General features: G+C 73.6%; 26 protein-coding genes. 12 read left to right on the top strand and 14 right to left on the bottom strand.

Features of this window, described 5'->3' with window-relative positions; translation table 11 throughout:
- Window positions 1-35: 35 nt before the first annotated feature.
- The gene (locus ACIG47_RS09400) at window positions 36-1094 is read right to left on the bottom strand and encodes a Kelch repeat-containing protein (RefSeq protein WP_397430563.1); all 1059 of its coding nucleotides are present in this window, start codon (window positions 1092-1094) and stop codon (window positions 36-38) included.
- A 132-nt stretch (window positions 1095-1226) separates the two neighbouring features.
- On the opposite strand from ACIG47_RS09400, the gene ACIG47_RS09405 reads away from it, so the two are divergent.
- Window positions 1227-2084, top strand: coding sequence for a helix-turn-helix transcriptional regulator (locus ACIG47_RS09405; protein WP_397430564.1), 858 nt, complete (start codon window positions 1227-1229; stop codon window positions 2082-2084).
- 1 nt (window position 2085) lies between these two features.
- On the opposite strand, the gene ACIG47_RS09410 is transcribed toward ACIG47_RS09405, so the two are convergent.
- The 5 genes from ACIG47_RS09410 to ACIG47_RS09430 all read right to left on the bottom strand — a co-directional run bounded on the left by ACIG47_RS09410 (window position 2086) and on the right by ACIG47_RS09430 (window position 5907).
- Window positions 2086-2787 (bottom strand): hypothetical protein, encoded by a 702-nt coding sequence (locus ACIG47_RS09410; RefSeq protein WP_397430566.1) that lies wholly within the window; start codon window positions 2785-2787, stop codon window positions 2086-2088.
- Window positions 2784-3344, bottom strand: a complete 561-nt coding sequence (locus ACIG47_RS09415; protein WP_397430567.1) for an RNA polymerase sigma factor — start codon at window positions 3342-3344, stop codon at window positions 2784-2786. The genes ACIG47_RS09410 and ACIG47_RS09415 overlap by 4 nt, the downstream gene beginning before the upstream one ends.
- Window positions 3341-4462, bottom strand: coding sequence for an amidoligase family protein (locus ACIG47_RS09420; RefSeq protein WP_397430568.1), 1122 nt, complete (start codon window positions 4460-4462; stop codon window positions 3341-3343). Before ACIG47_RS09420 ends, ACIG47_RS09415 begins: the two co-directional genes overlap by 4 nt.
- Window positions 4463-4465: 3 nt before the next feature.
- Window positions 4466-5002, bottom strand: a complete 537-nt coding sequence (locus tag ACIG47_RS09425; protein ID WP_397430569.1) for a hypothetical protein — start codon at window positions 5000-5002, stop codon at window positions 4466-4468.
- Between the two features lie 83 nt (window positions 5003-5085).
- Complete coding sequence (locus ACIG47_RS09430) at window positions 5086-5907, bottom strand: SDR family NAD(P)-dependent oxidoreductase (protein WP_397430570.1); 822 nt, start codon at window positions 5905-5907, stop codon at window positions 5086-5088.
- Between the two features lie 62 nt (window positions 5908-5969).
- On the opposite strand from ACIG47_RS09430, the gene ACIG47_RS09435 reads away from it, so the two are divergent.
- Window positions 5970-6566: a TetR/AcrR family transcriptional regulator gene (locus tag ACIG47_RS09435; protein WP_397430571.1), complete on the top strand. Its 597-nt coding sequence runs from the start codon at window positions 5970-5972 to the stop codon at window positions 6564-6566.
- Between the two features lie 41 nt (window positions 6567-6607).
- On the opposite strand, the gene ACIG47_RS09440 is transcribed toward ACIG47_RS09435, so the two are convergent.
- A complete protein-coding gene (locus tag ACIG47_RS09440; RefSeq protein ID WP_397430572.1) occupies window positions 6608-7789 on the bottom strand; it encodes an oxygenase MpaB family protein in 1182 nt (393 codons plus the stop codon).
- 81 nt (window positions 7790-7870) lie between these two features.
- Window positions 7871-8839 (bottom strand): AraC family transcriptional regulator, encoded by a 969-nt coding sequence (locus ACIG47_RS09445; protein ID WP_397430573.1) that lies wholly within the window; start codon window positions 8837-8839, stop codon window positions 7871-7873.
- 157 nt (window positions 8840-8996) lie between these two features.
- Between ACIG47_RS09445 and ACIG47_RS09450 the strand changes: the two genes are divergently transcribed.
- From ACIG47_RS09450 to ACIG47_RS09475, 6 genes are all read left to right on the top strand, one after another.
- Entirely contained in the window at window positions 8997-9389 is a 393-nt protein-coding gene (locus ACIG47_RS09450) for an ester cyclase (RefSeq protein ID WP_397430574.1), read from the top strand.
- A 497-nt stretch (window positions 9390-9886) separates the two neighbouring features.
- Complete coding sequence (locus ACIG47_RS09455) at window positions 9887-10873, top strand: alpha/beta hydrolase (protein WP_397430575.1); 987 nt, start codon at window positions 9887-9889, stop codon at window positions 10871-10873.
- A gap of 9 nt (window positions 10874-10882) precedes the next feature.
- A complete protein-coding gene (locus ACIG47_RS09460) occupies window positions 10883-12247 on the top strand; it encodes an ABC transporter substrate-binding protein (RefSeq protein ID WP_397430576.1) in 1365 nt (454 codons plus the stop codon).
- Window positions 12248-13201: a carbohydrate ABC transporter permease gene (locus ACIG47_RS09465; protein ID WP_397430577.1), complete on the top strand. Its 954-nt coding sequence runs from the start codon at window positions 12248-12250 to the stop codon at window positions 13199-13201. It abuts the gene before it with no gap.
- Entirely contained in the window at window positions 13198-14028 is an 831-nt protein-coding gene (locus ACIG47_RS09470) for a carbohydrate ABC transporter permease (RefSeq protein WP_397430578.1), read from the top strand. Before ACIG47_RS09465 ends, ACIG47_RS09470 begins: the two co-directional genes overlap by 4 nt.
- 51 nt (window positions 14029-14079) lie before the next feature.
- Complete coding sequence (locus tag ACIG47_RS09475; RefSeq protein WP_397430579.1) at window positions 14080-14715, top strand: TetR/AcrR family transcriptional regulator; 636 nt, start codon at window positions 14080-14082, stop codon at window positions 14713-14715.
- A gap of 19 nt (window positions 14716-14734) precedes the next feature.
- On the opposite strand, the gene ACIG47_RS09480 is transcribed toward ACIG47_RS09475, so the two are convergent.
- From ACIG47_RS09480 to ACIG47_RS09500, 5 genes are all read right to left on the bottom strand, one after another.
- A complete protein-coding gene (locus tag ACIG47_RS09480) occupies window positions 14735-16102 on the bottom strand; it encodes a condensation domain-containing protein (protein WP_397430580.1) in 1368 nt (455 codons plus the stop codon).
- Window positions 16099-17442: a condensation domain-containing protein gene (locus ACIG47_RS09485; protein ID WP_397430581.1), complete on the bottom strand. Its 1344-nt coding sequence runs from the start codon at window positions 17440-17442 to the stop codon at window positions 16099-16101. Before ACIG47_RS09485 ends, ACIG47_RS09480 begins: the two co-directional genes overlap by 4 nt.
- Entirely contained in the window at window positions 17439-19226 is a 1788-nt protein-coding gene (locus ACIG47_RS09490; RefSeq protein ID WP_397430582.1) for an AMP-binding protein, read from the bottom strand. Before ACIG47_RS09490 ends, ACIG47_RS09485 begins: the two co-directional genes overlap by 4 nt.
- 230 nt (window positions 19227-19456) lie before the next feature.
- The gene (locus ACIG47_RS09495) at window positions 19457-19846 is read right to left on the bottom strand and encodes a DUF2255 family protein (RefSeq protein WP_397430583.1); all 390 of its coding nucleotides are present in this window, start codon (window positions 19844-19846) and stop codon (window positions 19457-19459) included.
- Window positions 19843-20289, bottom strand: a complete 447-nt coding sequence (locus ACIG47_RS09500) for a MarR family winged helix-turn-helix transcriptional regulator (protein WP_397430584.1) — start codon at window positions 20287-20289, stop codon at window positions 19843-19845. The genes ACIG47_RS09495 and ACIG47_RS09500 overlap by 4 nt, the downstream gene beginning before the upstream one ends.
- A 108-nt stretch (window positions 20290-20397) precedes the next feature.
- Here ACIG47_RS09500 and ACIG47_RS09505 point away from each other — a divergent pair, with 108 nt between their 5' ends.
- Complete coding sequence (locus ACIG47_RS09505; RefSeq protein WP_397430585.1) at window positions 20398-21306, top strand: alpha/beta hydrolase; 909 nt, start codon at window positions 20398-20400, stop codon at window positions 21304-21306.
- Between the two features lie 10 nt (window positions 21307-21316).
- Here ACIG47_RS09505 and ACIG47_RS09510 read toward each other — a convergent pair whose 3' ends face one another.
- Window positions 21317-21940: a TetR/AcrR family transcriptional regulator gene (locus tag ACIG47_RS09510; protein ID WP_397430586.1), complete on the bottom strand. Its 624-nt coding sequence runs from the start codon at window positions 21938-21940 to the stop codon at window positions 21317-21319.
- Between the two features lie 49 nt (window positions 21941-21989).
- Between ACIG47_RS09510 and ACIG47_RS09515 the strand changes: the two genes are divergently transcribed.
- The 3 genes from ACIG47_RS09515 to ACIG47_RS09525 all read left to right on the top strand — a co-directional run bounded on the left by ACIG47_RS09515 (window position 21990) and on the right by ACIG47_RS09525 (window position 25035).
- Entirely contained in the window at window positions 21990-22937 is a 948-nt protein-coding gene (locus tag ACIG47_RS09515) for an NmrA/HSCARG family protein (protein WP_397430587.1), read from the top strand.
- Window positions 22938-23067: 130 nt separating this feature from the next.
- A complete protein-coding gene (locus tag ACIG47_RS09520) occupies window positions 23068-24339 on the top strand; it encodes an exonuclease domain-containing protein (RefSeq protein ID WP_397430588.1) in 1272 nt (423 codons plus the stop codon).
- A 150-nt stretch (window positions 24340-24489) separates the two neighbouring features.
- Window positions 24490-25035 (top strand): GNAT family N-acetyltransferase, encoded by a 546-nt coding sequence (locus ACIG47_RS09525; protein ID WP_397430589.1) that lies wholly within the window; start codon window positions 24490-24492, stop codon window positions 25033-25035.
- Window positions 25036-25165: the final 130 nt, after the last annotated feature.

A 25165-nucleotide genomic window follows, 5' to 3' on the forward strand; every position in this document is an offset into this window, starting at 1 on the left:
CTCCCTGGACACTGCGGCGCCCCGGCGATGACGCATCACTCCGGCGTGAATGCCTCGGTGCGCGCGACGGCGAAGTTCCCGCCCACCTCGGTGCCCCCGCCGAAGGTGTAGACGACGTCACCGACCGTGGCGGCGCCGAGGCCGTGCCGCGGCGTGGGCAGGTTTCCCACCTCGGTCCACTCGTCAGCCCGCGGGTCGTACCGCCAGACGTCGTCGTACACCAGCGGCTCCGGGTGGTGCTGCTCGCCGCCGAACACGTAGACCGCACCGTCGTGCACGGCCGCGGCCAGACCACCGCGGGCCTCGGGCAGCGGGGCGACCGTCTCCCACTCGTCGGTGGCCGGGTCGTACACCTCGACCGTCGCGACGTTCTCCTGGACGGCGGAGCCGTCCTCGGCCAGCGAGAACTCCCGGCCGCCGATCACGTAGATCCGGTCGTCGACGACCGCCGACGCGGCACTGTTCCGCAGGGTCGGGGCCGGAGCGAGCCGTGTCCACGTTCCGGTCGCCGGGTCGAACATCTCATTCCTGTCGCTGTCGACGTGGGTGGTGAACGTCGTGGCGTCAGGAGTCTCCCGGACCCGCCCGCCGATGACGAACACCTGGTCCCGCACGCTCTCGATCACGAACTCGGCACGCGGTTCCGGCAGGTCGACGCCGGTGGACCAGGTGTCGTCGTCCGGCGAGTAGACGAAGGTGTCCGGCTCTGCCCGCCACCGGGGGAACCCGCCGCTGAACCCGCCGACGGCGTAGAGGGCGCCGTCCGCCTCGGCCAGGCCGACGTGGTGCCTGGCCTGCGGCAGCGTCGCCAGCCGCTGCCAGGCGTCGGCGACCGGGTCGTACGCGTCGAAGTGGGCGGACACCCCCGTGTTGGGGTTGAGGAGTCCCCCGGCCACGTAGATCAGGTCGTCGACGACCTCGGGGTAGAGCTCCTGCCGTTCCAGGGCCATGGGCGCACGCTCCTGCCAGGCGCCCGTCCGGTCGGCGGACGTCCGGGACGAGGCCGGCGCGGCGGTGCACGCCGCCAGCATCGCGCCGACGGCGAGCACGGCAACGGTCGCGCGGGGTCGTGGGGCAAGGAGCTGTCTGGTCACGGTGGATCCTCCGTCTGTTCGTGGTCTCTGCGTGGTCTGTTCGCGAGGAACCCACGGTGCAAGACCTCGCAGGAGTGAACCAGGGGACGTGATCCCCTGTGACCGCCACCCCGCGCACGTGATACTCGGGGCATGAGAACCACCGGGTACGCCGAGCTGGGCGCGTTCCTGCGCTCGCGCCGCGATCGGATCCGGCCCGAGGACGTCGGGCTGGTGCCTGGTCCCCGACGCCGCGTGCCCGGCCTGCGGCGGGACGAGGTGGCCCAGCTGGCGGGCGCCTCCGTGGACTACTACAACGAGCTGGAACGCGGCGCCGGCTCCCAGCCCTCCGAGCAGATGCTCGCTGCACTGGGCCGGGCGCTGCGGCTGACCGACGACGAGTGGAACCACCTCTACCACCTGGCCGAGCGGCCCGTGCCGCCCGCGGGCAGCCCCGCCTCGCACGTCGAGCCCGGGATGCTGGACCTGCTCACCCGCCTGGGCCCGACGCCCGCGAAGATCATCACCGACCTGCACGTGACGCTGGTGCAGAACCCGCTCGCCGTCGCCCTCGTGGGCGATCACTCCCGCTTCACCGGCAGGCAGGCCAGCTTCGCCTACCGCTGGTTCATGGACCCGGCGTCCCGCGCCGTCTACCCCGAGGCCGACCATGACGCCCAGTCCCGGGCCTTCGTCGCCGACCTCCGCGCGGGAGCCGCCCGCCGGGGCAGCAGGGACACCGAGGCACGATCGATGATCGCCGAGCTGCAGGAGGGTTCGGCAGAGTTCGCGCGGCTCTGGGACAGGCACGACGTGGCGTTCCGACGCCGGGGCCGCAAGCGCATCAACCATCCCGAGCTCGGTCTGATCGATGTCAACTGCCTCAACCTGTTCAGCGAGGACGGCCGGCAACGGCTGCTGTGGTTCACCCCCACGCCCGGCACGGACAGCGCCGAGCTGCTCGACCTGCTCGCCGTGATCGGCACACAGGCGCTGACCGAGCCGTCCTGAGTCAGGGCAGCGGGGGCGTCTCGCCGTCGAGCAGCATCTCGGCGGCGCGCGCCTTTGCCTCGTAGGCGTCGACGCGCCACAGCTCCGCGAGCCGCTCCGCGTCCTCGAACGTGTACCCGGCCTCGCGGTAGGCCTCCTCCTCCGCCTCGTCCAGGTACGGCGCGGGCGAGCCGTCGGCCGCGGTCCCGCCGGGCGCCACCGGGAGCTTCTCCCCGTCGAGGATCATCTGGCCCGCGCGGGCCTTGGCCTCCAGCGCATCGACATGCCACAGCTCACGGAGGTCCTCGAGGTCTGCCGCCGTGTACTCGGCGCCCCAGAACGCGTCGTGCTGCTCGCGGGTGTAGCCGCGGGGCATGGACGACCACTCGACGCCGACGGCCTGGGCGATACCGTCCACGGCGACCGCGAACGGGGTGTAGGGGTCTGCCGCGGCGGCCGCCCCCGCGCCCACCACGCCCAGAGCCGACGCGACCACGCCCGTGACCGCTATGGCGCCCACGCGCCGGTGCGGCGGCACGACGCCGTCCCGGCCGTCGACCGCCGCGAGGCGGTCGGCGATCCGCCGGGCGGTCGCCGCGACGTCGTCGTCGCCGGGCTCACGTGATCTCAGGGCCGCTGCGATGTGCAGGGCGAGGTCGTCGGGCCCGTCCTCGCCCTGCCGGGGTCCTTGCACCGGCGTGCCGGCGGTGCGGTCCTGGGTCATGGTGCCTCCATGAGGGTCGGATCGGTGCTGCGGAGCGTGGCCAGGGCACGCGAGGCGTGGGAACGGACGGTGGCCGGCGACGTATCGAGCACGGTAGCGATCTCGGCGTCGGCCAGCCCCTCGTAGTAGCGCAGTACGAGCACCGTGCGCTGACGGGCGGGGAGCTGCGCGAGGCGGTGCCAGACGGCGTCCTGCCGGGCGAGGTTCTCCGCGGGGTCACCGCCGGCGCCGGCGTGGCCGGCCAGGGCATCGTCCGCGGTCGGGCGGATCATCCGCACGTGCCAGCGCCTGCGCCAGGACAGGTGCTCGTTGGTGACCATGCGCCGCAGGTACAGGTCGGGCCGCTCGGTCAGGGCGATGCGGTGCCACCGCTGGTGCGCTCGCAGCAGCACCTCCTGCACCAGGTCCGCGGCGGTGTGCTGGTCGCCCACCAGCACGGTCGCGTACCGGATCAGGCCGGGCAGGTGCGTCCGCACCAGCTCGCCCAGCGTCCCGGCCTGGTTCTCCCCGTCCGGGCCGCGCACGGGAACCGGGGCCGGTCGCGTCCGGTTCGTCATCGGCCGGCCCCGTCCGCCGCGAGCGCCCGCAGTGCGGCGACCGGGTCGGACGCCGCCGCGGCGCCCGGTCGCGGGACGGGCGCGTCGTCGAGGCACCGCCGTACCAGGCCCTCGACGAGCGCGGCTCTCCGGAGGACGTCCTCGCTCTCCAGCGCCCCGGGCAGGATCCGTACCTCGACCGTGTCCCGGACCGGGTGCGGTGCGACGAGCTGGGTGAGGTTCACGTCGGCGTACTTCGTCAGCCCGATCTCGCGGGCGCCCGCGGCCAGCTCCGCCCAGGTCCGGCCGGCCCCGGGCGGGACCGGACGCTCCACGAGCCGGAGCAGCTCCGCGGGCAGCGGAGCCAGGCGGCGACAGGCCGGGTTGGTGCCCAGCGCCTCCCACAGCGGCTCGCGCCAGTGCCCGAAGAGCCGGACCAGGTTCGCGAACGCCGCGGGCCGCCGGAACGGTGCGCCGTCCAGGTGCAGGTGGACGGCGGCCTCGGCGGGCACGGTGAAGCCGAGGTCGCGCGCGGTGCCCAGCAGCCCGTCGAGCACCGCGCCGTGGTTCGCGCCGACCGGCGGGGTGACGATCTCGCAGGGCCGCTCGCGCCCGGCCGGCAGCGGCATGGCGACGGCGACCGTGGCTCCCGCGGTGTCGTTCACCCGTGCCGCCCCGCCCCTCATCTCCACCCGGGTGCCGAAGAGCTCGGCCACCGGTGCCAGCACCTCGGGCAGGGCGGCGTCGGGATCGGTCGACCGCTCGATCAGCCGCAGCAGGCGCGGCTCGTCGCACAGCACCCGGTACCATTCGCGGTGCCCGGGCCTGGTGGTGGTTCCGGCCAGGTCGGCCACCAGGGTGATGTCGTCCACGAGCCTCGCCACGGGAGCGCCGTCGCCGTCGACCACGTCGAACGCCGGGGAGAGGTGGCGGAAGACGCCGACGCCCGGCACGGCCGACGGCTCGCTGTCGGTGTGGAAGGACCGGCGCACCTCACCGCCGGTCCGGGCGGCGAGAGCACGTGCCAGCACCTGCCGGTCGGAGCCGGCGGGCGCGAGCAGCTCCATCTCGAAGCCGATACGCAGCGTGAGGGTGTCGATGGCCGCCTCCTGGCGAGTCGTCGGCGGTGCCGGGCGCACGGATCAGCTACCGGACGTCGTGGCAGCGTCCAGGGGCAGGTCCTCGCCGTCAAGCACCATCTGGCCGGCGCGGACCTTGGTCTCCACGTACTCGGTGTCCCACAGGGCGCTCAGCTCCTCGACGTCCTCGGACGTGTAGCCGGCGTCGAGGAACGCGGCGGTCGCCGCCTGCTCGCCCGCGGGGAGCTCGGGGGTGGTGTGCGTGCCGGGTGCGAACGGGAGCTGCTCGCCGTCGAGGATGGCCTGGCCGGCGCGGGACTTGGCCTCGGTCTCGTCGAGCGACCAGAGCTCCTGCAGCGCGGCGAGGTCCTCGCCGCTGTACTCGGCGCCCCAGAACGCCTCGTACTGCGCCTGCGTGTAGCCGTCGGGCAGGTCGGACCAGTCGACGCCGGCGGCGTGCACGGCGGTGCCGACCGCCTGGCCGAAGGCCGAGGCCGGGTTGGCCGCGGCCGCCATCCCGGCACCGGTGACGCACAGGGTCGTCACCGCGACGCCGATGCCGGTGAACCGAAGGGTCTTCGAACGGAAAATGCTGGTCACGTGGACCTCCAGGTGAGCGGAACGTGCTTGCTCCCTTAAGACGCCGCTCGACGCCGAGATGTGGAGCCCGGGCGGTCACGACCTCAGCGGGCGGGCGCTGCGGCCGGTGTGTTGCGTGAGCGGGCGCCGAACTGCCCGGAGAGGATCACGGCGCGGCGGCGGGTGAAGAAGCGGCCGGCTTCCGCGGCGATGCCGTTGAGCCGGCCCGAGACGACGCTGGGCCGGCGGTTGCCGCGGTCCAGCGAGCGCAGGCCCGTCTCGACGACCTGTTCGGGCGTCTGGTAGCTGCCGTTGTAGGCGCCGCCGGCCAGGTCGTCGAAGAACTCGGTGCGGGTCAGGCCGGGGGCGAGGGAGAGCACGCGCAGCCCGCTCGAGCGCGACTCGTACCAGAGCGCCTCGGTGAAGCTCAGGACGAAGGCCTTGCACGCCCCGTAGACGGCCATGTCGGGCCCGGGCGCGTAGGCGGCCATGCTCGCCACGTTGACCAAGATGCCGCGACCTGACTGACGGAGCGGCTCGATGAAGGCGCGCGAGATGTCCACGAGATTCGCGACGTCGACGGCGATCTCGTCCTGCAGGCGGTCGGGATCCTCCTCGTGGAACGGCCCGTCGGTACCGAAGCCGGCGTTGTTGACGAGGCTCGTCACGGTGAGGCCGCGCGCTGCGACCTCGTCGGCGAGGGCCTGTCCGGCCCCTCGCGTGCTGAGGTCGAGCGCGATCGGGGTGGCACGCACGCCGTGGTCGCGTTCGAGCTCACCCGCGAGCGCCTCGAGGCGGTCGCGACGGCGGGCGACCAGGATCACGTCGGAGCCGCGCCGTGCGAGAGCGCGGGCGAACGCGACGCCGATGCCGGAGCTGGCGCCGGTGACGATGGTGGTCTGGGACGTGAAGTCGACGGGAGTCATACTGCACTGTAGGCAGTTTGTTGCACCGGATGCAAGACATGTACCGAGGGTAGGGTGGGCCCATGGATCCACAGCCTGATGGCCTGACGCTGCGCGAACGGACACGGCGGGCCGTCCATGCCGAGATCACCGACACGGCTCTGCGCCTGTTCGTGGAGCAGGGTTACGAGGCGACGACCGTCGACCAGATTGCGGCCGCCGCCGGGATCTCGCGGCGGTCGTTCTTCCACTACTTCGGGAGCAAGGAGGACGTCGTGATGGGCGACCTCGAGGCACTCGGGCTCCGTGTGCGCGACACGCTCGAGGCGCGCCCCGCGACGGAGACGGCGTGGGAGGCGCTCCGCGAGACCTTCATCGGCCTCCAGGAGCAGGCCAGCGACTCCGCGACCCCGCTGCAGATCGCCGACATGTACGCCGAGGCGCCGTCGCTGCGCGCGCGCCACCTCGAGAAGCACCTGCGCTGGCAGGAGCTGCTCGCGCCGGACATCGAACGGCGCCTGGGCATCGAGCCCGGCGCGACGGCCGACCCGCGGGCCCGCGCCGTCATCGCCGCGGCGCTCGCCTGTCTCGACGTCGCGGTGGAGGCGTGGCGCCAGTCGGGCGGCACCAGCGATCCGGTGGACCTGTTCGACCAGGCCGTGGCCGCCCTCCGCGCCTGACCGGCCCCGGGTCCCCGCCATGGACGGGGCCCGAGGGCCGATCACGGGGTCGCGACGTGGTCCTGATAGGCGGTGCTGCTCTCCGCGAGCGCGGTGACCAGCCCACGCACGGTGCGCATGCCGTTCTCCACCGCCTGCTGCACGCCGCCGGGAACCTGCGCCTGGTAGTGACGTGACGCCGCCTCGGCCGCCGCGAGCAGCGGCAGCACCGCCGTGAGCGGCGAGTCCGGGATCCCCAGCGCCGCGGCGTCCTTGCCGTGATAGCGACCGGCCAGTGCGTTCAGCAGGTCACGCCAGCCTGCCGCGTCCATCGGCGAGTCCGGCCCCGCGGCGAGCGTCGCCGTAGCGGCGTCGAACAGGGCCCCGACCAGGGCGCGGCTGTTCTCGTCCGGCGGGGCCGTGGTCGAGTCCAGCAGGTCGAGCAGCTCACCGGCCTGCGCATGCTCCTCGACGTCGAGGAAGAACGTCTCGTCGAGGCCCAGCAGGTGGCCGACGTACCACCAGTAGCGGTAGAGGCGGGACTGCTCGTCGGGCGTGAGCCGGTAGCCGACGCCCTCCAGGAACGCGAACGGCACGACGGTGAAGTCCAGCCAGGTGCGGGCGATGTCGGCCTGGTTGATCGGCACGCCCCAGCGGCCGGCGTCCCAGCCGTGCGCCGTGGCCGAGGCCCGGACGCGTGCGTGCAGCAACCGGACCTGCACGGTCTGCACATAGCCGGGAGCGCCGTGCCGCAGCCCGCCGGGAAGGATCGTCGAGGCGTTCCACAGCCCGGTCTCGGCGAGCCGGCGCGGGGCCGCGGCGGTCAGCCGGCCCGTGCCCACGAGGAGCCGGGCGATGGCCGGGGAGCGGTAGGTGTGCGCCAGGGAGCCGCCGGAGAAGGCCAGGAACCGCCAGTGCGGCGGTACGGCGAGCGAGATCAGGTCCCCGTCGTCCAGCAGCTCCGGCGAGACCCAGCCGGGCACGGTCTCCACGTGAGCCAGCAACGCGTCGACGGCCGGCGGGGCGTCCGGCACGTTCGCCCGCCCCTCGGCGAGACCGCGTCGGAGCGCGGTGCGGGCGGGCCGGCCGAGCTCGTCGAACTCGAGGATCACGGCGTCGGCGAGCGGGTCCCCCACCTGCAGCATGCGCACCATGAGGTCGGCACGACCGCCGTGCCTGCTCCGGGCCGCCGGAAGGCCGACGACGCGGTCGGGAACGGACACGTGGATGTTCGAAGAGGTCATGCCGTCATTCAAGACATCCCCCGCGCCGGCAGCCACGGCCTGTCGATCCCCCTGTCGGGCCGCCGGCGCCGGCCCCGTCGCTCAGGCGACGCCGAGGGCCGGCGCCTCGCGAGGCTCCTCGGTCCCGGCCGCCCGGCGCGCACGGTCGCGGAACTGCTTCGGCGAGGCGCCGACCTCACGCCGGAACGCGGTGCTGAACGCGCTCTCGGACTCGTACCCCGTGGCGAAGGCAAGCTCGGAGATCGTCTGCGTGTCGCGCCGGAGAGCGTCACGCGCCAGGCTCATGCGCCACTGGATCAGGTACTCCAGCGGCGCGATCCCCACCTGCCGCTTGAACGACTTCGCGAATCCCGAGCGCGACAGGTGACTGATCCCGGCGAGCTCCTGGACGGTCCAGCGGTGGGCCACGTCCGCGTGCATCGCCCGCAGCGCCGCGCCGATACCGTCGTCGACCAGCGCCCCCAGCCACCCGACCGGGCGATCCGACTGCTCCGCGTGAGAACGCAGCACCTGGACCAGGAGGATCTGGACCAGGTGGTCGAGGATGAGGGAACGCCCGACGGCACAGTTCCCGACCTCGCCGGACAGCAGCTCGGTCACGTAGGCCAGCGCACGGATCCGGGGGTCGTCGGCGCGCACGTGTACCAGCTCCGGCAGGACGTCGAGCAGGATCGGAGCGTTGAACTCGTCGAACCAGAAGTACCCGCCGCACAGGTAGGTGTCGTCGTCGCCCGACCCGGTACGCACGGCACCCTCCACCGCGGTCTCCCACAGCTGCGCGGCCGGCAGCGGCTCCACCGACGCGCCGCTGCCCAGCACGTGGGCCGGCGGGTTGCTCAGCAGGTAGAAGTCGCCCTCACGCAGGTGCACCGGCTCGCGCCCGTCGAGAGACAACCAGGTCTCGCCGCGCACCACGCCCCCGATCTTGACGTGCGGGAACGCCTCGAACCGCACTGCCCATGCCCCGCCGGCCCGCAGCGCCGGACAGACCACGGTACGAGGCCTGAGCAGCCCGATCGCGTCCGCGACCGGATCACTCGCCGGCGGCACAGGCGCGGAAGTAGACGACGCGTAAGGAACTGCGGACGGCACGTTATGGATCCTAGCCGTGCACGCGCTCAGGCTTGCCCTGCGCCCGCACCTCGATCGCCATCGGCGACACGAGGCGACCTGCGTGACGCAGCACCAGCCGAGAGGAACAGCCGACATGACCCACACCGAACTCCGCGAGCTCTACGAGCGCTACATCGCAGCACTCAACGCCCACGAGCTCCACCGCCTCGACGAGTTCGTCGCCGACCAGCTCACGCACTTCGGCGACCCCGTCACCCGCGACCAGGTCCGCGCCGCACTGACCGCCCAGGTGGACGCCGTGCCGGACCTGACATGGCGCCTCGAGGACCTTCGCGTCAACGGCCACGAGATCGCCGCACGCCTGACCAACACCGGCACCCCGGTCAAGGAATGGCTCGGCGTCGCTCCGACCGGCGCCTCGTTCGAGATCACCGAGTACGCCCTGTACCGCGTCCGTGACGGACGGTTCGTCAACATGACCAACCTCCAGGACACCGGCACCGCCAGGGAACAGCTGGCCGGCTGACCACGAACGCGGCGCACCGGTCCAGGAGGACCTGTCGCGCCAACCCCAGGGGGAGCCGGCCCGCGCGGCAGGCTCCCCCAGTGGCGCACCACCCGGCTGCCCGACGGCGGGCCACCGGGTCCACCGCATCACGAAACGGTTACACCACCCCGGACCCCTTGGACAGGCGAGCACCGGAGAGCTAGATTCAAAAGCACAGACTGACCAGTCAGTCGGTTTTGGCGGATGGTGCGACACGCGACCACCGGCGACCGGCTGCAGACCGAGAACCCGCGAAGGAGCGGTTACTCCTCACCTGTCTGGTGCACCCGCAGGCCGGTACAGCTCAAGGAGGAGCTCCATGACGACACCGTTCGAACCCGTGCCCCGCAGGCAGGCCCGGCCCTGGCCGGTACCCCGACCGCACGGGTCCTGACCGACACCCCCGAGCCCACGAAGGAGTGGTCGCTCACGCCTGCCTGCCGAGGACCACAGGCCCAGCTCAAGGAGGAGCCCCCATGACGACACCGATGCCCAGCGCGCAGGTGCGGACGTACCTCGACTCCCTCGCGCCCCAGCCGAACTACTGGGGCCGTGACCTCGCCGCCCTGCGGAGACAGGCCCGTGACCACGTCCTGGCGGTCGGCGGTCCCCCGGAGCACGTGGTCTCCGTGGAGACGGTCGACGCCGGCGGCGTCCCCTCGCGGCTCTACCGGCCGGGCGACGACGACGGCGACGTGCTGGTCTGGATCCACGGCGGGGGCTGGATGCTCGGCGACCTGGACTCGTGCGACGGCGTGGCACGGGCGATCGCGAACCGTGCCGGGTGCGCCGTCCTCGCCATCGACTACCGGCTCGCACCCGAGCACCCGTTCCCGGCGGCGCTGGACGACTCGTGGGCCGCGGTCGGCTGGGCCCGGCGCACCTTCGACCGGGTCGCGGTCGGGGGCGACAGCGCCGGCGGCAACCTCGCCGCGGCGAGCGCCCTCCGGGCGCGGGACGCCCGGCTCGACCTGGTGCTGCAGCTGCTGGTGTACCCGGTGCTGGACAGCACCATGGACACCGCGGCCAAGCGGCGGTTCGTCGAGTCCTACGCCGGCTTCGCGGGCCGGGCCGACTACGGCAGGACGGCGTTCGAGCGGATCGGGTACCTGTGGGACGCCTACGTCCCGGACCGGCTGATGCGGCGGTCCCCGGTGGTCTCGCCGATGCACGCCACGACGCTGCGCGGTGTCCCTCCGACCGTCCTGATCACCGCCGAGCACGACATCCTGCGCGGCGAGTCCGTCGAGTACGCCAGGCGGCTGCGAGCGGACCAGGTTCCTGTCGAGGTCCACGACTACCCGGGGCAGATCCACGGGTTCATCGAGACCCTCGGCGTCATGGCGGACGCGACGGACGCCGTGGAGAAGGCCGCCTCGGCCCTGCGGCGCGCGTTCGCCGCCCGCCGGCCGGCTCGCGAAGCGGCGCGGAACGCGCCCTCATCGTCCGACCTTCACTCGTGAGGAGCTGTCATGCCTACCACCACCCTGTCCCGGCGAAGCCGCCGGCCGGCCCACCGGGCAGCGTTGCCCGTCGCCCTCGTCGCGCTCCTGGCCTCGTGCGGCGCGCCGGGCGCGCAGAGCCCCCTGTCCGACACGCCGGAGAGCGTGAGCACCAGCATCGGCGACACGCCGGTGACGCTGCAGGTGCTCGTCTCCACCCCCGACGTGGCGCTCTACGAGAAGCTCGGCCAGGCCTTCCAGGACGAGCACCCGACCGTGACCGTGCAGGTCACCGGTGAGGACTTCAACAACCTGACCACGAACGTCCCCCGGCTGATCTCGGGCACCGAGGTGCCCGACCTGGTCCGGCTCGCGTCCTTCGGCAACCTGGTCGAGGACGGGCTCCTGACCAACCTCGACCCGTACGCCGAGGCGTACGGATGGACCGAGTGGCCCCAGTCGCAGTTCGCCTCCACCCGCGTCGGGGAGGACGGCCGGCAGCGCGGCACCGGGCACCTGTACGGTGCCGGGCCAGGGTTCGGCCTGACGGGCGTGTACTACAACACGGCCCTCGCGGCCCGGATCGGGATGACCGAGCCGCCGGCCACCCTCGACGCCTTCGAGGAGAGCCTGCAGAAGGCGAAGGACGCCGGCCTGCTGCCGATGATGGTCAACGGCAAGGACGGCGGGCTGGCCTATCCGCTGCAGAACCTCCAGATGAACTATGCGGGCGGCACCCAGGTGGTCCAGGACTGGAACTACAACACGCCGGGCGCGAACATCGACACGCCCGCGCTGGTCGACGCCGCCGCCACGCTCCAGCGCTGGGGCCAGGAGGGCTACCTGCCCGCAGACGTCAACAGCATCGACCAGACGCAGGCACCCGCCCGGTTCGCGGAGGGTGAGGGCGTCTTCTTCCCGAGCGGGAACTGGCAGGCGCCGACACTCCAGGAGACCGGGAAGGGCGAGATCGGGTTCTTCCTCTTCCCGCCCGAGAAGGCCGGCGACCCCGTGACCGCGATGACGGCCGCCGGCGTGCTGGCCATTCCTACCAAGGCCGCCCAGCGCGACGTGGCGGCCGCGTTCCTGGACTTCGTCCAGACGGACCCCGGCGCTCGTCAGAGCACCCTCGACCTCCTCGGCCTGCCGCCCGGCGGCCCGGCGGACGCACCGGCGCCGGACTCCGAGCCCGGATCCCTCGTCGCCGGCACCGTCGAGTCGTTCCAGACCCTGCTGGAGAGCGACGGCCTGGTCGACTTCATGTCGAACTCGACGGCGTCGATGCACGCCAGCACCCTGATCCCGCAGACACAGCTGCTCGTGTCCGGGAAGACGTCGCCGGCCGAGTTCTCGGCGGCGATCCAGGCGGACTACGAGAACGAGGCGGAGGAGTAGATGTCCAGGTACCCCCGCGGCTCGACCGCCCTGCGGCCGGCCCCCGAGGCAGAGGAGTCGCCCCCTCCCCCGCGTCCTGCCCGACGTCGCCGCCCGGCGCGGCGGTGGAGCACCCTGCTCTGGGTCGCACCCGCCCTGGCCATGTACACGGCGTTCGTCCTGTACCCGCTGGGGCAGTCCGTCCAGTTCTCGTTCTACGAGTGGGACGGCATCGGCCCCGCCACCCCGGCGGGCCTGGACAACTGGGTGGCCGTCTTCACCGAGCCAGAGCTGCTCGGGTCGGTCGCGCACGCGTTCGTCCTCATCTTCTTCTACGCCGCTCTTCCGGTCGGCCTGGGGCTCGTCGCGGCGAGCCTCGTCCGGGAGCTGCGCGCCGGGGCGTTCAGCACCACCGCCCGGGTGGTGCTGTTCGTCCCGCAGGTCCTGCCGCCCGTGGCGGCGGGCATCGCCTGGACGTGGATGTTCTCCACCGACGGGCTCGTCAACCAGACGCTCCGGGCCGTAGGCCTCGGGTCCGTGACCCGCGCGTGGCTCGGGGACTTCACGTTCGCCCTGCCGGCGGTCGGCGTCATCGGGTTCTGGCTGTCGTTCGGGTTCTGCACGGTCCTGCTGCTGTCCGGCATCGGCAAGATCGACCCGTCGCTCTACGAGGCCGCCCGCCTGGACGGCGCGGGCCGCGTGGGCGAGTTCTTCGCGGTCACGCTTCCCGGGCTCCGGCAGGAGATCGCCGTCTGCGCGACCATCGGCACCATCGCCGCACTGGCCAGCTTCGACGTGGTCCAGATCGCGACCCAGGGTGGCCCCGGCTACCAGACGATGGTGCCCGGCGTGGAGATCTACCGGCTCACCTTCCTGGAACAGCGGATCGGCCAGGCCTCGGCCCTGGCCGTGCTCCTCGCGGCGCTCGTCCTGCTCGTCATCTGGCCCATCCAGCGCATCGGGAGGCACGAATGAGCGCCGTCTCCTCACCCGTCCACGACCGCGTCACCCGGGCCGTCATCCTCCTGGCCCTCATGCTGTTCGCGATCCTGCCCCTGCTCAGCATGCTCACCGCCGCACTCGCACCGCAGAACAGCACGCCGCCCGGCCTCGCCTGGCCCGAGGATCCGCAGTGGAGCAACTTCGCGGACGCCTGGACCTCGGCGAACTTCCTCGCGCTGTTCCGGTCGAGCGTCCTGATCGTGCTCGGCGTCGTCCCCGCTGCCGTCGCCATGGCCGCCGCGGCCGGGTACGCGCTCGCACAGCTCGACGTGCCCGGCGGCAGGTTCGTGGAGGTGCTCCTGCTCGTCGGCCTGACGCTGCCGTTCGAGGCGCTCATCACCCCGCTCTACTACAACCTCCGCGACATGGGGCTGCTCGGTACCCGGTGGGCCGTCATCCTGCCGCTCATCGGGCTGCTCATGCCGTTCGGGGTGTTCTGGATGCGGGCAAGCTTCCGCACCATGGAGACCGCCCTGACCGAGGCGGCCAAGCTCGACGGCGCCTCCACGTGGCAGATCTTCCGCCGGGTCCAGCTGCCGCTCGCGGTGCCGGCGCTGTCGGCGCTCACGATCCTGTTCTTCCTGGCGACCTGGAACCAGTACCTGCTGCCGCTCGTCCTGGTCGACGACCCGACGATGCGTACGGTTGCGGGGGGCCTGGGTGCTTTCCAGGGTGAGCACGGGACGAACATCGCACTGCTGTGCGCCGGTTCGCTGCTGATCATCGCACCCTCCCTGCTGGTATTCCTCTTCTTTCAGCGACACTTCGTCAAAGCCCTTCTTCAGGGCGCCGTGAAGTAAGGAACATCGCGCACGGAAAGGCCCGCAAAAAGTGGACGACAGGAGATGGACATGACAGATCAGGACCAGCTTCAGGGGGCGCGGGAGACGGGCGCGCCCAAGATCTCCCTGTCGGCCAAGGGCAAGGCCCGCCGAGAGCTGATCGTCGACGCCGCCACCCGCCTCGTGGCGCGCAACGGGTCCCGCGGCACCAACCTCGCCGAGATCGCCGCCGAGGCGGGCGTCTCGCAGAGCGGCCTCCTGTATCACTACTCGAGCAAGGAGGCCCTGCTCCACGCGGTGCTGGACCGCCGCGACGACGCCGAGGACGAGATCCTGTGGCACGACACCGACGTGGGCCTGGGCATCCTCGACGTCATCGCGCACAACGTCACCCGGTGGGCCAGCCACTCCCACTCGGTGGGCATGCACACCGTGCTGGTCGTCGAGAACCTCGGCGACGACGGCGTGCTCCACCCTCGCCTGGCCGGCCGGTACCACGTAACCGTCGACCGGGTCGCCGCGGTCCTGGCCGCCGCCCAGGACCGCGGCGAGATCCGGGCCTACGTCGACACCCGTCTCAAGGCGATCGAGATCATCGCGTTCATCAACGGCCTGGAGACCGCCTGGCTCCTCGACCCCGAGCTGCCCGTAGCCGCCGCCGCGAAGGAGTGGGCGGCCCACCAGCGGCTCGCGATGGCGGCCTAGTGCGGGGTACGGCCCGTGCTCACCCCCTCCCCCGGACGGCGAGGCCCCGGATCCCGCGCCCGGGTGCGGCGAGCACCTCGCGCGCCGTCCGGCCGAGGTTCCCCGTCAGCTCGTCGATCGTCCGCGAGGCGAACGCGGGACGGTGCGCCCACAGGTCGCCGGAGACATGACCCTCGTGCGCGTGGTGGAGCTGGAAGCCGAGCGGCACGGCGCCGCTGAACGCCGTCGCCATCCGCGGCCGGAGCACGGTGGTCGGCAGCGTCAGCTGCCGCATCGTGACCGTGCCGCCGTCCGGGACGGTGATCGTCGCGGCACGGCCCGGGGCGTGCGGCAGGTAGTTGATCGAGATGTCGAACAACGAGCCGCCCCGCCGGGCCGCCCCGGGCAGCTCGTGGCGCAGCACCCCGACCGGGACCCGGTGCCGGTGCGCCTGCCGGGTCGCCTCGTGGACGCGCCCGGCGAGCCGGCCGAACGACGGGTCGTCCCGCAGGTCGACCCGGACGGGCACGTGGTCGCTCACGAGACCGAGGGTGTGCGCCAGCCCGGGCACGTCCCGGTTGGCCGTGACGCACCCGATCGTCACGTCGTCGCCGAGGTAGGGCGTGAGCGACGCCAGGACCAGGGCGCGCAGGGTGCTGGCCGGCTTGGCGCCGTGCCGGGCGCCGATCCGGAGCAGGGAACCGGTCGTCTCCGCGCCCAACAGCGGCAGGGGGTGCGCCTCCAGCCACAGCGGATCGTCCGGGCGCGTGCGTTCCCGGGGCAGGCGTGGCGGGTCGGCCGCGGACTGCTCGCCCCAGAACCCGGCGTGCGCCCCGAGGCCGATGGTGCGCTCGTGCGCGGCGTAGTCGCCGGGCTGGACCTGCACCGCGGCCGGCGGCGGGTACGTCGGGTCGAGCCGGGCGCGGTAGAGCTGGTGCACGTCGCGCAGGAGCACCGCGTTGGACCAGCCGTCGAAGACGGCGTGGTGCCAGACGGTCAGCAGGACGTGGTGCCCGGGAGCCATCCGGACCACGACCGCCGACCAGAGCGGCGGGGTGAACAGGTCGGTCGTCCGCTCGCACCGCCGGACCGCGAGCCGTTCGAGCGCGGCGCGGCGCGCCGGTCGCGGCAGGTGGGAGAGGTCCTCGAGCTCCCACCCGGGACGGAACGGCGCCGTGACCCGCTGCGCGATGCCGTCCGCCGTGCGGGCGAAGGCCGTGCGCAGGGTCTCGTGCCGGTCCACCAGTGCCGCCAGCACCGCGGACAGGTGGTCGAGGTCCAGGGGCCCGGTGATCTCGATCGCGTGCGGGATGTTGTGGTTGGACTCCTCCGCGCCGACCGCCGCGACCCACTCCTGCTGGAGGTAGGTGGCGGGCAGCACCTCGGCGCCCACGGTGACGGCGCTCATCGGACCGGTTCCCGGGTCGCACCGAGGTCGTCGAGGCGGTCCCCGGGGTGCTCGGCCACCCTGCGCAGCGCGGCCGTGAAGCGGCCGGCGAACCGGGCCGCCGCCCGGTCGCCGAACACCGTGGCGTCGGCCACGAGCACGCCCGCGAACCGGCCGGCCGGGTCGGACCTGACCTGGAAGTCCAGCAACGAGGCGCCGTCCCACCAGGGGTGGTCGGTGGGCTCCTCGTGGGCGAGGTCGAACGGCGAGAACGTGGTGCCGGCACCGGTGACGACCGCGTCGGGCCGGCGCTCACCCGCGCTGTAGTTCAACGAGACGTCGAACAGGGGGCCGGGGCCGACGTCGGGCAGGGACGCGCGGAGCACGCCCGCCGGTGCCGGGCGCGTGATCGCACGGTCGTAGGCGTCGGCCGCGCGCCCGACGAGCGTGGCGCACGACGGGTCCCCGGACAGGTCCACCGTGACCGGCACGTGCCCGGCGAGGAACCCGACCGTCGCGCGGACCTCGCGCTGCCGGCGGTTCGAGCGCATGACGCCGACCGTGATCCGCTCGTCCGTCGCGTGGTCCCGCAGGGCCGCCGCGAGCGCCGCCAGCAGGACGGCGGTCGTGCTCGCCCGGTGCTCGGCCATCAGCGGACGCAGCGCGTCGAGGGCCGGGCCGTGGTCGAGCGGGAGCGGATGCGGTGTGGTGCGGGCGAGGGTCCCGACGGCCGGCGTCTCCCGGGGGAACGAGAGGCGGGGACGGGCGTCGGCCAGGACCGCGCGCCAGTGCTCCCGCGTCGCGGGGTCGTCGGACAGCTCGGCCTCCCAGGCGGCGTAGTCGGCGAGATGGAGGGCGGGCGGAGCGAGCGGGGCACCGGGTCCGTGCTCGTACAGGTACCGGAAGTCGTCGCGGATCACGCCCGCGGACCAGCCGTCCATGATCGCGTGGTGCCCGATCACGGCGAACACCCGGTCGTCGTCGGCGAGGGTGACCAGCAGCGCCCGGACGAGCGGGCTGTCCGCCAGCACGAACGGTCGCCGCAGCTCCGCCTGCAGGAGCGCGGCACAGGCGGCCTCGCGCTCCCTCGGCTCGACCGTGGCGAGGCTGACCTCGCGCAGGTCCGGTGGCGCGTGCTCGCCGACCACCTGGTGCGCGGCGGTGCTCGTGCCGGGCCGGGTCAGCGTGGTGCGCAGGGCCTCGTGGCGGGCGGTGAGCGCGTCGAGCGCGGCGCGGACGCGGCGGGGGTCGGTGTGTCCGCGCATCCGGACGGCTGCGCCCACGGTGACGCCGGAGGCGCGCCCGCCGGTCGCCCCGTAGAGGGACCGCTGGTAGTGCGTCGCGGTGTGCAGGGTGCTCATCCGGCCACCCCGCGGGCGGCGCGGGCGATGGGTCGCAGCAGGCTCTGCTGAGCCTGCGGTGCGTCGTCCACCGCGGAGGCGTAGGCGCGCAGCGTCGGGTTGGTGTGCAGCACCCGCTCGGGCACGTCGCGCCCGAGCTCGTCGGCGACGAGCAGCGCGACCTCGGCCGCCTCGAGCGACGACCCGCCGAGCGACAGCCACTCGGCGTCCGGGCCGATCGAGGTGGCGTCGGTGTCCAGGGCCCGTGCCCAGATCGCCGCCACCGCGCGTTCCGTGGCGCTCGCCGGCGCCGTCTGACCGGTCTCCCGAGCGAGCAGCGCGGAGAAGGTCCGGGCCAGATCGCGCTTGACGACCTTGCCCAGGGCGTTGCGGGGCAGGTGCTCGACCCGGACGACCCGCTTGGGTGCGTCCGACTCCCCCAGCCGCGCGGCGGCGAAGGAGCGCACCTCGTCCGGGTCGAGGTCGCCGGAGCCGATCACGGTGGCGACGAGGTACTGGCCGAGCGTCGGGTGCGGCACACCGAACGCCGCTGCCTCCTCCACGTCGGGGTGCTCCTCCAGGACGCCCTCGGCGGCGAGCGTGGACACGTTCCGTCCGCCGACGTTCACCGTGTCGGCGCTGCGGTCCTCCAGGTAGAAGTACCCCTCCTCGTCCAGGCGGCCCACGTCTCCGGTGCTCACCCACCGGTCCGACCCGAAGACGCGCGCGGTGGCGTCCGGGTCGTTCCAGTAGCGGCGCGGACGCACGCCGTCGATCCGGAGCTGCACCGCACCCGAGGTGCCTGCCGCCACCGGCGCGCCGGACGCGTCGACGACACGCACCTCGCTGCGCCCGTGCGCCCGGCCGAGCGAGAACGGGCGGCCCGGGTCGAAGCGCATCCGCAGGCGCGCGGGCCAGCTCTCGGTCGAGGTGTACATGTTGACGATGCTCGCCTGCGGGAACAGCTCGGCCAGCCTGGCCAGCGTCGCGGCCGAGATCGGCGCGCTCGTCGTGCGCACCTGCCGCACGCCGCTCAGGTCGAACCGCGCCGTGGCCCGCAGGAGAGCCAGCGCGTAGGCGGGGACGAGCACGATGTCGTCCGGCCTGACCTGCTGGGCGGTACGCAGCAGGGTGCCGGCGTCGAACTTCTCGAGCACGATCATGGTGTGCGGCGCCGCGCTGAGCGTCTGGACCAGGAGGGACTGGCCCGCGTTGGTCGCGGGCGGCAGCGCGTGCAGGACGGTGCGCACCTGGGTCGCGGCCGCCCCGTCCGGGACGCGCTGGCGGATCGCGTACGTGAGGTTGCCGTGCGTGGACACGACGCCCTTGGGCCGCCCGGTCGTGCCGGAGGTGAAGAGGATCTCGGCGTCGTCCTCGCCGCTCACCGGCACCCCGGTCGGGCCGGCCGGCTGTCCCGCCTCGATCTGGTGCACGGCGAGGGACCAGCCCGGGCACCCGGGCACGGCGTCGCCGAGCACGCCGACCGCCCCGGCCTCCGCGTGGACGCGAGCGATGTACTCGTCGCTGCTGGACGCCAGCACGGGGACGGCGATCGCCCCGGCGGCCTGCACGCCGGCGTACCCGACCGCGAAGGCGATCCAGTCGGCCGACGCGCGGACGACGACGCGGTCCCCAGGCCGGACGCCCCTGGCGACGAGGCCGTGGCCGACCGCGTGCGAGCGCCGGTCCCACTCCCCGTAGCTGAGCCGGCCTGCACCGACGAGCTCGATCGCGGTCGCGTCGGGCCGCTCCTGTGCCCGGGCCGCGAGCAGGCCGGGCACGGTGACAACGGACTGATGATTCACGATGACCCCTCAGTTCTTGTCTCGGCGAATGGCTTTCATCATGCCGAGAAAAAATGAGGCCTCTCAAGCGCTTCGACCGTTGTTCACACGCACTTCACGCACAAGAAACGGGTTTAATCCGTCCACATGGAGATTGAATCACTCCACATTAAAATAGAACCCGGCCTGCCGTTTTTCACCCATTCCTGCACGTATTCATCCGCCCTCATGAAAGAGTCCCCGGCGAAGGACTACGCCAGCGGGACCATCCGGAGCGTGGCCGTCCGCGCCGGGTCGCTGGTCATCCGGCGGACGCCAGAGTCGTTGCCGTACCGGGCGCGCAGGGCCCGGTCGACCTCCGCGGCGCGGCCGACGTCGGGCAGGAAGGCGACGGCGATGCGCTGCCCGGCGACGTCGACCTGGCCGTGACCGGACCGTGTCGCGGCGCGGTACCAGGCGCCGCCGGGCCCGTGGAGCGAGCGGACGAGCTCGTCCCGGCCGAGCCGGACGTGCCCGATGGTCACGAAGGGGCGCAGGGTGCCGTCGTCGCGCGCGCCCGCCACGCGGATCAGCTCGGCCCGGTCGAGCAGGGCCAGCTCGGCCTCGGTCCACGGCCGCGTCGGGCGCTCGCCGGCGCTCACCGCGACACCTCCGGGGCCGGCTCGAGCGGCGTGGCGGGTTCGAGCAGCGCCGTCAGGATGCGGGCCAGCTCGGCGCGGTCGCCAGGCGCGATGCGTGCGAGCCTGCGGTCGAACGCCGCCGCGAGCGCCGCGAACGAGCGGTCGCGTGCGGCGACGCCGTCGTCGGTGAGCACCAGGCGGTGGCGCCGCAGGTCGGCGTCGTCGATCTCACGGCGCAAGAAGCCCTTGGCGACCAGGTTGCGCACGTACACGGTCACGCTCGCCTTGGGTATCACCAGCTCCTTCGCGAGCCGGGCAGGGTGCGGCGACGCCGCGACCTCGGCGAGCACGAAGAACTCCTTCGGCTCCAGCCCGAGCTCCTCGAGCTGGGTGCCGGCCTCGTCCAGCACGGCGGTGAGCAGGCGGTGGTTCAGGGTCCAGAGCTGTGCGGCGTCGACCGCCATGTGCCCTCCTCGGTCCGGGTGGTGCGGGGTGCTACCGTGATGTTAGTTCAGAACTGTACTACTCTCCATTTTGAACTAGCACACCATGGAACGAGAGGTTCTCCACCCATGCAGCACCTGACCATCCCCCGCGGGCCGATCGAGCTCGCCGCCGACCTCTACCTCCCCGACGACCGGGACGCCACGCCCCTGCGCGCCGTGGTGCTCTCCACCCCGGGCAGCAGCGTGAAGGAGCAGATCGGCGCGAACTACGCCGCCCGGCTGGCCGCCCGGGGCCTCGCGGCGCTCGTGTTCGACCCCGCCCACCAGGGTCGGAGCGGCGGCGAGCCGCGCGACCTCGAGGATCCCTACCGCCGCGGCGAGGACATCTCGTACGCGATCGACGCGCTGGGCACGCTGCCCGGCATCGACCCGGAGCGCATCGGCGTGCTCGGGATCTGCGCGGGCGGCGGCTACGCGGTGCACACCGCCCGCACGGACCACCGCATCAAGGCCGTCGGCACGGTGGTCCCGGGCAACATGGGCACGTCGTTCCGCGGCTTCCAGCCGGACGGCCCGGTCGCCGCGCTCGACGCCATGGCGAAGGCCCGCACCCAGGAGAACCGCACCGGCGAGCTGGGCCGCGACGCCTGGCTCCCCGACACGCTGGAGGACGCCGCGGCTGCCGGCACGACCGACCTCGACACGACGCAGGCGATCACCTACTACCGCACCCCACGGGGCGGGCACGAGCGCTCGACCAACCGGCGGCTCTCCCGCGGCGACTCGCTGCTGCTGGGCTACGACGCGTTCCACCTGGTCGACCAGCTCATGACCCAGCCGCTCCAGGTGGTCCTCGCCGGACGGCGCGGCACCACGGGCTCCTACGAGTCCGGCATGCGGCTGTGGGAGATGGCGCCCAACCCGGTCGACCTCATGGTGGTCGAGGGCGCCGGGCACTACGAGATGTACGACGTGCCCGAGTACGTCGACGCGGCCACCGAGCGGCTCGCGGCGTTCTACACCGAGCACCTGTAGGGCCGCCCGGCTACCCCTGGGCCGGCGGCAGCCGGACCGCCGGGAGCAGCGGGGCCGCGACCGGGCGGGCCTGGAAGGACTGCAGCATCAGGGCGGCGAACCGGCGTGACGCGGCCAGCCGCATCTCGGGGGTGTCCGCACGGATCCCCTCGTTGGCCAGCAGGGCGAGGTTGATGTCCTCCAGCACGAAGTCCGCGCGCAGCGCACCGGCCTCCTTCGCCTGCCGCACCAGCTCGCGCAGCGCCGCGAGCGTGCGGTCGCGCTCGGCGGCGAGCTCGGCGGGCTCGGACATCCGGGAGGTGAAGGCCCGCGCGAAACCCTTGTCGAGGGCGTGGACCGCCATCAGCTCCTCGACCACCAGGCTCAGGCCGCGCCACGGGTCGCCGGCGGCCCGCCCCCGGCGCACGATCTCGGCGCACGACGCCATCTGGGCCGCGAAGACCTCGGCCAGCAGCGCCTCCTTGGTCGCGAAGTGCCGGTAGACCGTGGCCGGACCGACCTCGGCCCGCCGGGCGATCTCCCGGACGGGCACGTCCAGGCCGCCGTCCGCGAACGCGGCACGGGCGACGGCGACGATGCGCTCGCGGTTGTCCCGGGCGTCCGAACGCAACCGCGCTCTCACTTCGGTCGTCACCGCTCTCACTTTAGCCAGGCGGACGGGGCGCTCCGTTACGGTCCCGGACATGAGCGACTCCCGGACCCGAACCTCCACCCGGCGGCCCGACGCCGGACGAACCGTCGCCGTGCTGGGCGCCACCGGTCAGCAGGGTGGTGCCGTGAGCGCGGCGCTGCTGACCGCCGGCTGGACCGTCCGTGCCGTCGTGCGGGACCCGGGTGGCAGCCGTGCCCGGTCGCTGGCCGCGGCGGGGGCCGAGGTCGTCCGGGGCGACCTCGCCGACCCGGGGTCGCTGCGTGCGGCGTTCGCCGGGGTGCACGGCGTGTTCAGCGTGCAGCCGAGCTCGGGTCAGGCGGGAGCCGGGCTCAGCCACGACGACGAGGTCCGTTACGGCGTCGCCGTGGCCGACGCCGCCGAGGACAGCGGCGCCCGGCACCTGGTCTACAGCTCGATGATCGCCGCCGGGCCGGTCTCGACCGGCGTGCGCCACTTCGACGTCAAGAGCCGGATCGAGGAGCACGTCCGGGGCCTCGGCATGACCACCACGGTGGTCCGCCCGGCCACGTTCATGGAGCTCCTGCTGACCGCGACCGACCCCGGGCGGGGCGAGCTGACGTTCCTGATGCGGCCCGACCAGGCGATGCAGCTCGTCGCCGTGCAGGACATCGGCCGTGTCACCGCCGCCGTCCTCGGCGCACCCGGCCAGTTCGGCGGCCGCACGGTCGAGATCGCCGGTGACGCCCTGACCGGCACCGAGATCGCCGACCGGCTGACACGCGCGGCGCGGCGCCCGATCACCTACCGCCGTCTGCCGCAGGCGCTGCTCGACCAGGACGAGGTCCTGGCCAGGTCGGTCGCGCTCGTCGACGACGGCAGGCTCGCGGGCCGCGCCGACCTCGCGGGGCTGCGGGCGGCGTTCCCCTTCCTGCTGCGCTTCGACCAGTGGCTGGCGGGTCCTGGCCGGGCGCCCCTGCTGGACGCCCTCGGCGGCCCTCCGCCGGCCGGGCCCGCCTAGCGGGCCACTGCCACCACCGGCACGAGATCACCCCGCCGCGCCAGCGCTTCACCCACGGCACACCCTGCGCCGCCCCGGGCCGGCTGCGACGATTGCCCGGTTCTGCACACCGCTGCGAGGGGAGACGCACGTGACCGGGTACGCCGTCGTGGACGTGGAGACCACCGGGTTGTTCCCGGGCGGGCACGACCGGATCGTCGAGCTCGCGGTCGTCCAGGTCGACCCCGACGGCCGCATCGAGGACACCTGGGCCACGCTCGTCAACCCGGGACGAGACCTCGGTCCGCAGCAGATCCACGGCATCAGCGCCTCCGACGCCCGCCACGCGCCGTCGTTCCAGGACATCGCCGGCCACGCCGCCGAGCTGCTGCGCGGACGCACCTTCGTGGCGCACAACGCGCAGTTCGACCGCCGGTTCGTCTGGCACGCGTTCGCCGCGACCGGGTACGACGTGCCGCTCATCGAGCCGACCACCCTGTGCACGATGCGCACCGGGGCACAGCTCTTCCCCACCGCCCCACGGTCCCTGGCCGGGGCGTGCGCGCACCACGGCGTCGCGCTCGCCTCCGCGCACGAGGCCCTCGCCGACGCCCGGGCCGCCGCGGAGCTCCTGAGGATCTACCTGGCCGGCGGCGCCCGGCACGTCGTGCCCGGCTGGGACGACGTCGTCGAGCTCGCCGCGACCACACCCTGGCCGGTCATCCCGGCCACGGGGGCCGGGCCCGTGCGGCGGGGCGTCTCCGCCGAGCGCGACACCCACTTCCTCGCCCGGCTCGCCGCCGCCCGCACCACCCCGATCACCACGTGGGAGAAGGAGGAGTACCTCGAGCTGGTCGACCGGGCGCTGCTGGACCGGCACATCTCCGCCCGCGAGCACGACCAGCTCGCCGAGCTGTGCGGACAGCTCGGGATCGGCCGCACGGAGGCCGCCGCCCTGCACCGCGAGTACCTCGCCGGGCTGGCCACCGTGGCCTCGGCCGACGGCGTGCTCGACGCGGCGGAGCTGGCCGACCTCCAGGCCGTCGCCGCCATGCTGGAGGTCCCCGCCGCGGACGCCGGACGCATCCTCCAGGACGCGGCTGCCGCCGCCGAGGCGGGCTCCGGGACCGGTGACCGACCTGGCCGGTACCCCCTCGGCCCCGGCGACCAGGTCGTCTTCACCGGGGCGATGGACGAGCCGCGGGACGTGTGGGAGCGCCGGGCCGCCGCGGCCGGGCTCGTCCCCCGCCCCGCCGTCACCCGGAAGGTGCGGCTGGTCGTCGCCGCCGACGCCGACTCGATGTCCGGCAAGGCCCGCAAGGCCGCGGCCTACGGCATCCCCGTCGTCAGCGAGGCCGGCTTCACGCGGATCCTCGACGATCTCGTGCGTCCCACGCGGGCAGGTGCCGGAGCCGTCTCCTAGGTGCCGGCGGATCCGTCCGTGCCGGACGTCGAGGACCGTGCCCTGCTCACCAGGGACCGCTGATTGCCCGGCCAGGGCTCCCGCGCGGCGCCCGGCCCCGGGGCGATATTTGTCTTGCTCCCCCGGCGCTGCGCCCTCGACAGTGACCGCATGCTCATCAGGCAGGAACGCCCGTCCGACGTCCCGTCCATCCGCGCCGTCACCGCGGCCGCCTTCTCGGGCGTCGCGCACGCCGCGCCGTCGGTCGAGGCCGACGGCGCGCCCGGGGAGGCCACCCTGGTCGGGTGGTTGCGCGCCGACCCGGGGTGGGTGCCCGAGCTGTCGCTGGTGGCCGAGTCCGGGCCGGCCGATCCGGAGGTGGTCGGCCATGTGGTGGCCACCCGCGGGCAGCTCGCGGGCCGGTCCGCGCTGGGGCTCGGCCCGCTCAGCGTCCACCCCGCGCACCAGGGGCGCGGCGTCGGCGCGGCCCTGATGCACGCCGTCCTCGGCGCCGCCGACGCGCTCGGTGAACCCGTGGTCGTGCTGCTCGGCGAGCCCGCCCTCTACTCCCGGTTCGGGTTCGTGGCCGCCGGCGAGACCGGGATCGAGTCCCCGGACCCCGCATGGGGCGACTACTTCCAGGCACGGACCCTGAGCGCATGGCGGCCGGAGTACGCCGGCCGGTTCCGCTACGCCGCCCCGTTCGACCGGCTCTGACCCGGCGTGGGGGGGGGGGGGGGGGGGGGGGGGGGGGGGGGGGGGGGGCGCGGCCGCGCCCGCGCCCCCCGCCCGCCGCAGCCCGGGCGCGCCGACCCGGTCATCCGCAACAGCGAGAAAAGCGACAAGA

The sequence above is a fragment of the Promicromonospora sp. NPDC052451 genome (assembly GCF_044547525.1).
Lineage (GTDB): Bacteria > Actinomycetota > Actinomycetes > Actinomycetales > Cellulomonadaceae > Promicromonospora.

Excerpts from the sequence above, each read along its gene's own strand:
- ACIG47_RS09405 (WP_397430564.1), top strand. The coding sequence starts at position 1,227 with ATGAGAACCACCGGGTACGCCGAGCTGGGCGCGTTCCTGCGCTCGCGC.
- ACIG47_RS09410 (WP_397430566.1), bottom strand. The coding sequence starts at position 2,787 with ATGACCCAGGACCGCACCGCCGGCACGCCGGTGCAAGGACCCCGGCAG.
- ACIG47_RS09415 (WP_397430567.1), bottom strand. The coding sequence starts at position 3,344 with ATGACGAACCGGACGCGACCGGCCCCGGTTCCCGTGCGCGGCCCGGAC.
- ACIG47_RS09430 (WP_397430570.1), bottom strand. The coding sequence starts at position 5,907 with ATGACTCCCGTCGACTTCACGTCCCAGACCACCATCGTCACCGGCGCC.
- ACIG47_RS09435 (WP_397430571.1), top strand. The coding sequence starts at position 5,970 with ATGGATCCACAGCCTGATGGCCTGACGCTGCGCGAACGGACACGGCGG.
- ACIG47_RS09440 (WP_397430572.1), bottom strand. The coding sequence starts at position 7,789 with ATGACCTCTTCGAACATCCACGTGTCCGTTCCCGACCGCGTCGTCGGC.
- ACIG47_RS09450 (WP_397430574.1), top strand. The coding sequence starts at position 8,997 with ATGACCCACACCGAACTCCGCGAGCTCTACGAGCGCTACATCGCAGCA.
- ACIG47_RS09455 (WP_397430575.1), top strand. The coding sequence starts at position 9,887 with ATGACGACACCGATGCCCAGCGCGCAGGTGCGGACGTACCTCGACTCC.
- ACIG47_RS09460 (WP_397430576.1), top strand. The coding sequence starts at position 10,883 with ATGCCTACCACCACCCTGTCCCGGCGAAGCCGCCGGCCGGCCCACCGG.
- ACIG47_RS09465 (WP_397430577.1), top strand. The coding sequence starts at position 12,248 with ATGTCCAGGTACCCCCGCGGCTCGACCGCCCTGCGGCCGGCCCCCGAG.
- ACIG47_RS09470 (WP_397430578.1), top strand. The coding sequence starts at position 13,198 with ATGAGCGCCGTCTCCTCACCCGTCCACGACCGCGTCACCCGGGCCGTC.
- ACIG47_RS09475 (WP_397430579.1), top strand. The coding sequence starts at position 14,080 with ATGACAGATCAGGACCAGCTTCAGGGGGCGCGGGAGACGGGCGCGCCC.
- ACIG47_RS09480 (WP_397430580.1), bottom strand. The coding sequence starts at position 16,102 with ATGAGCGCCGTCACCGTGGGCGCCGAGGTGCTGCCCGCCACCTACCTC.
- ACIG47_RS09485 (WP_397430581.1), bottom strand. The coding sequence starts at position 17,442 with ATGAGCACCCTGCACACCGCGACGCACTACCAGCGGTCCCTCTACGGG.
- ACIG47_RS09500 (WP_397430584.1), bottom strand. The coding sequence starts at position 20,289 with ATGGCGGTCGACGCCGCACAGCTCTGGACCCTGAACCACCGCCTGCTC.
- ACIG47_RS09505 (WP_397430585.1), top strand. The coding sequence starts at position 20,398 with ATGCAGCACCTGACCATCCCCCGCGGGCCGATCGAGCTCGCCGCCGAC.
- ACIG47_RS09515 (WP_397430587.1), top strand. The coding sequence starts at position 21,990 with ATGAGCGACTCCCGGACCCGAACCTCCACCCGGCGGCCCGACGCCGGA.
- ACIG47_RS09525 (WP_397430589.1), top strand. The coding sequence starts at position 24,490 with ATGCTCATCAGGCAGGAACGCCCGTCCGACGTCCCGTCCATCCGCGCC.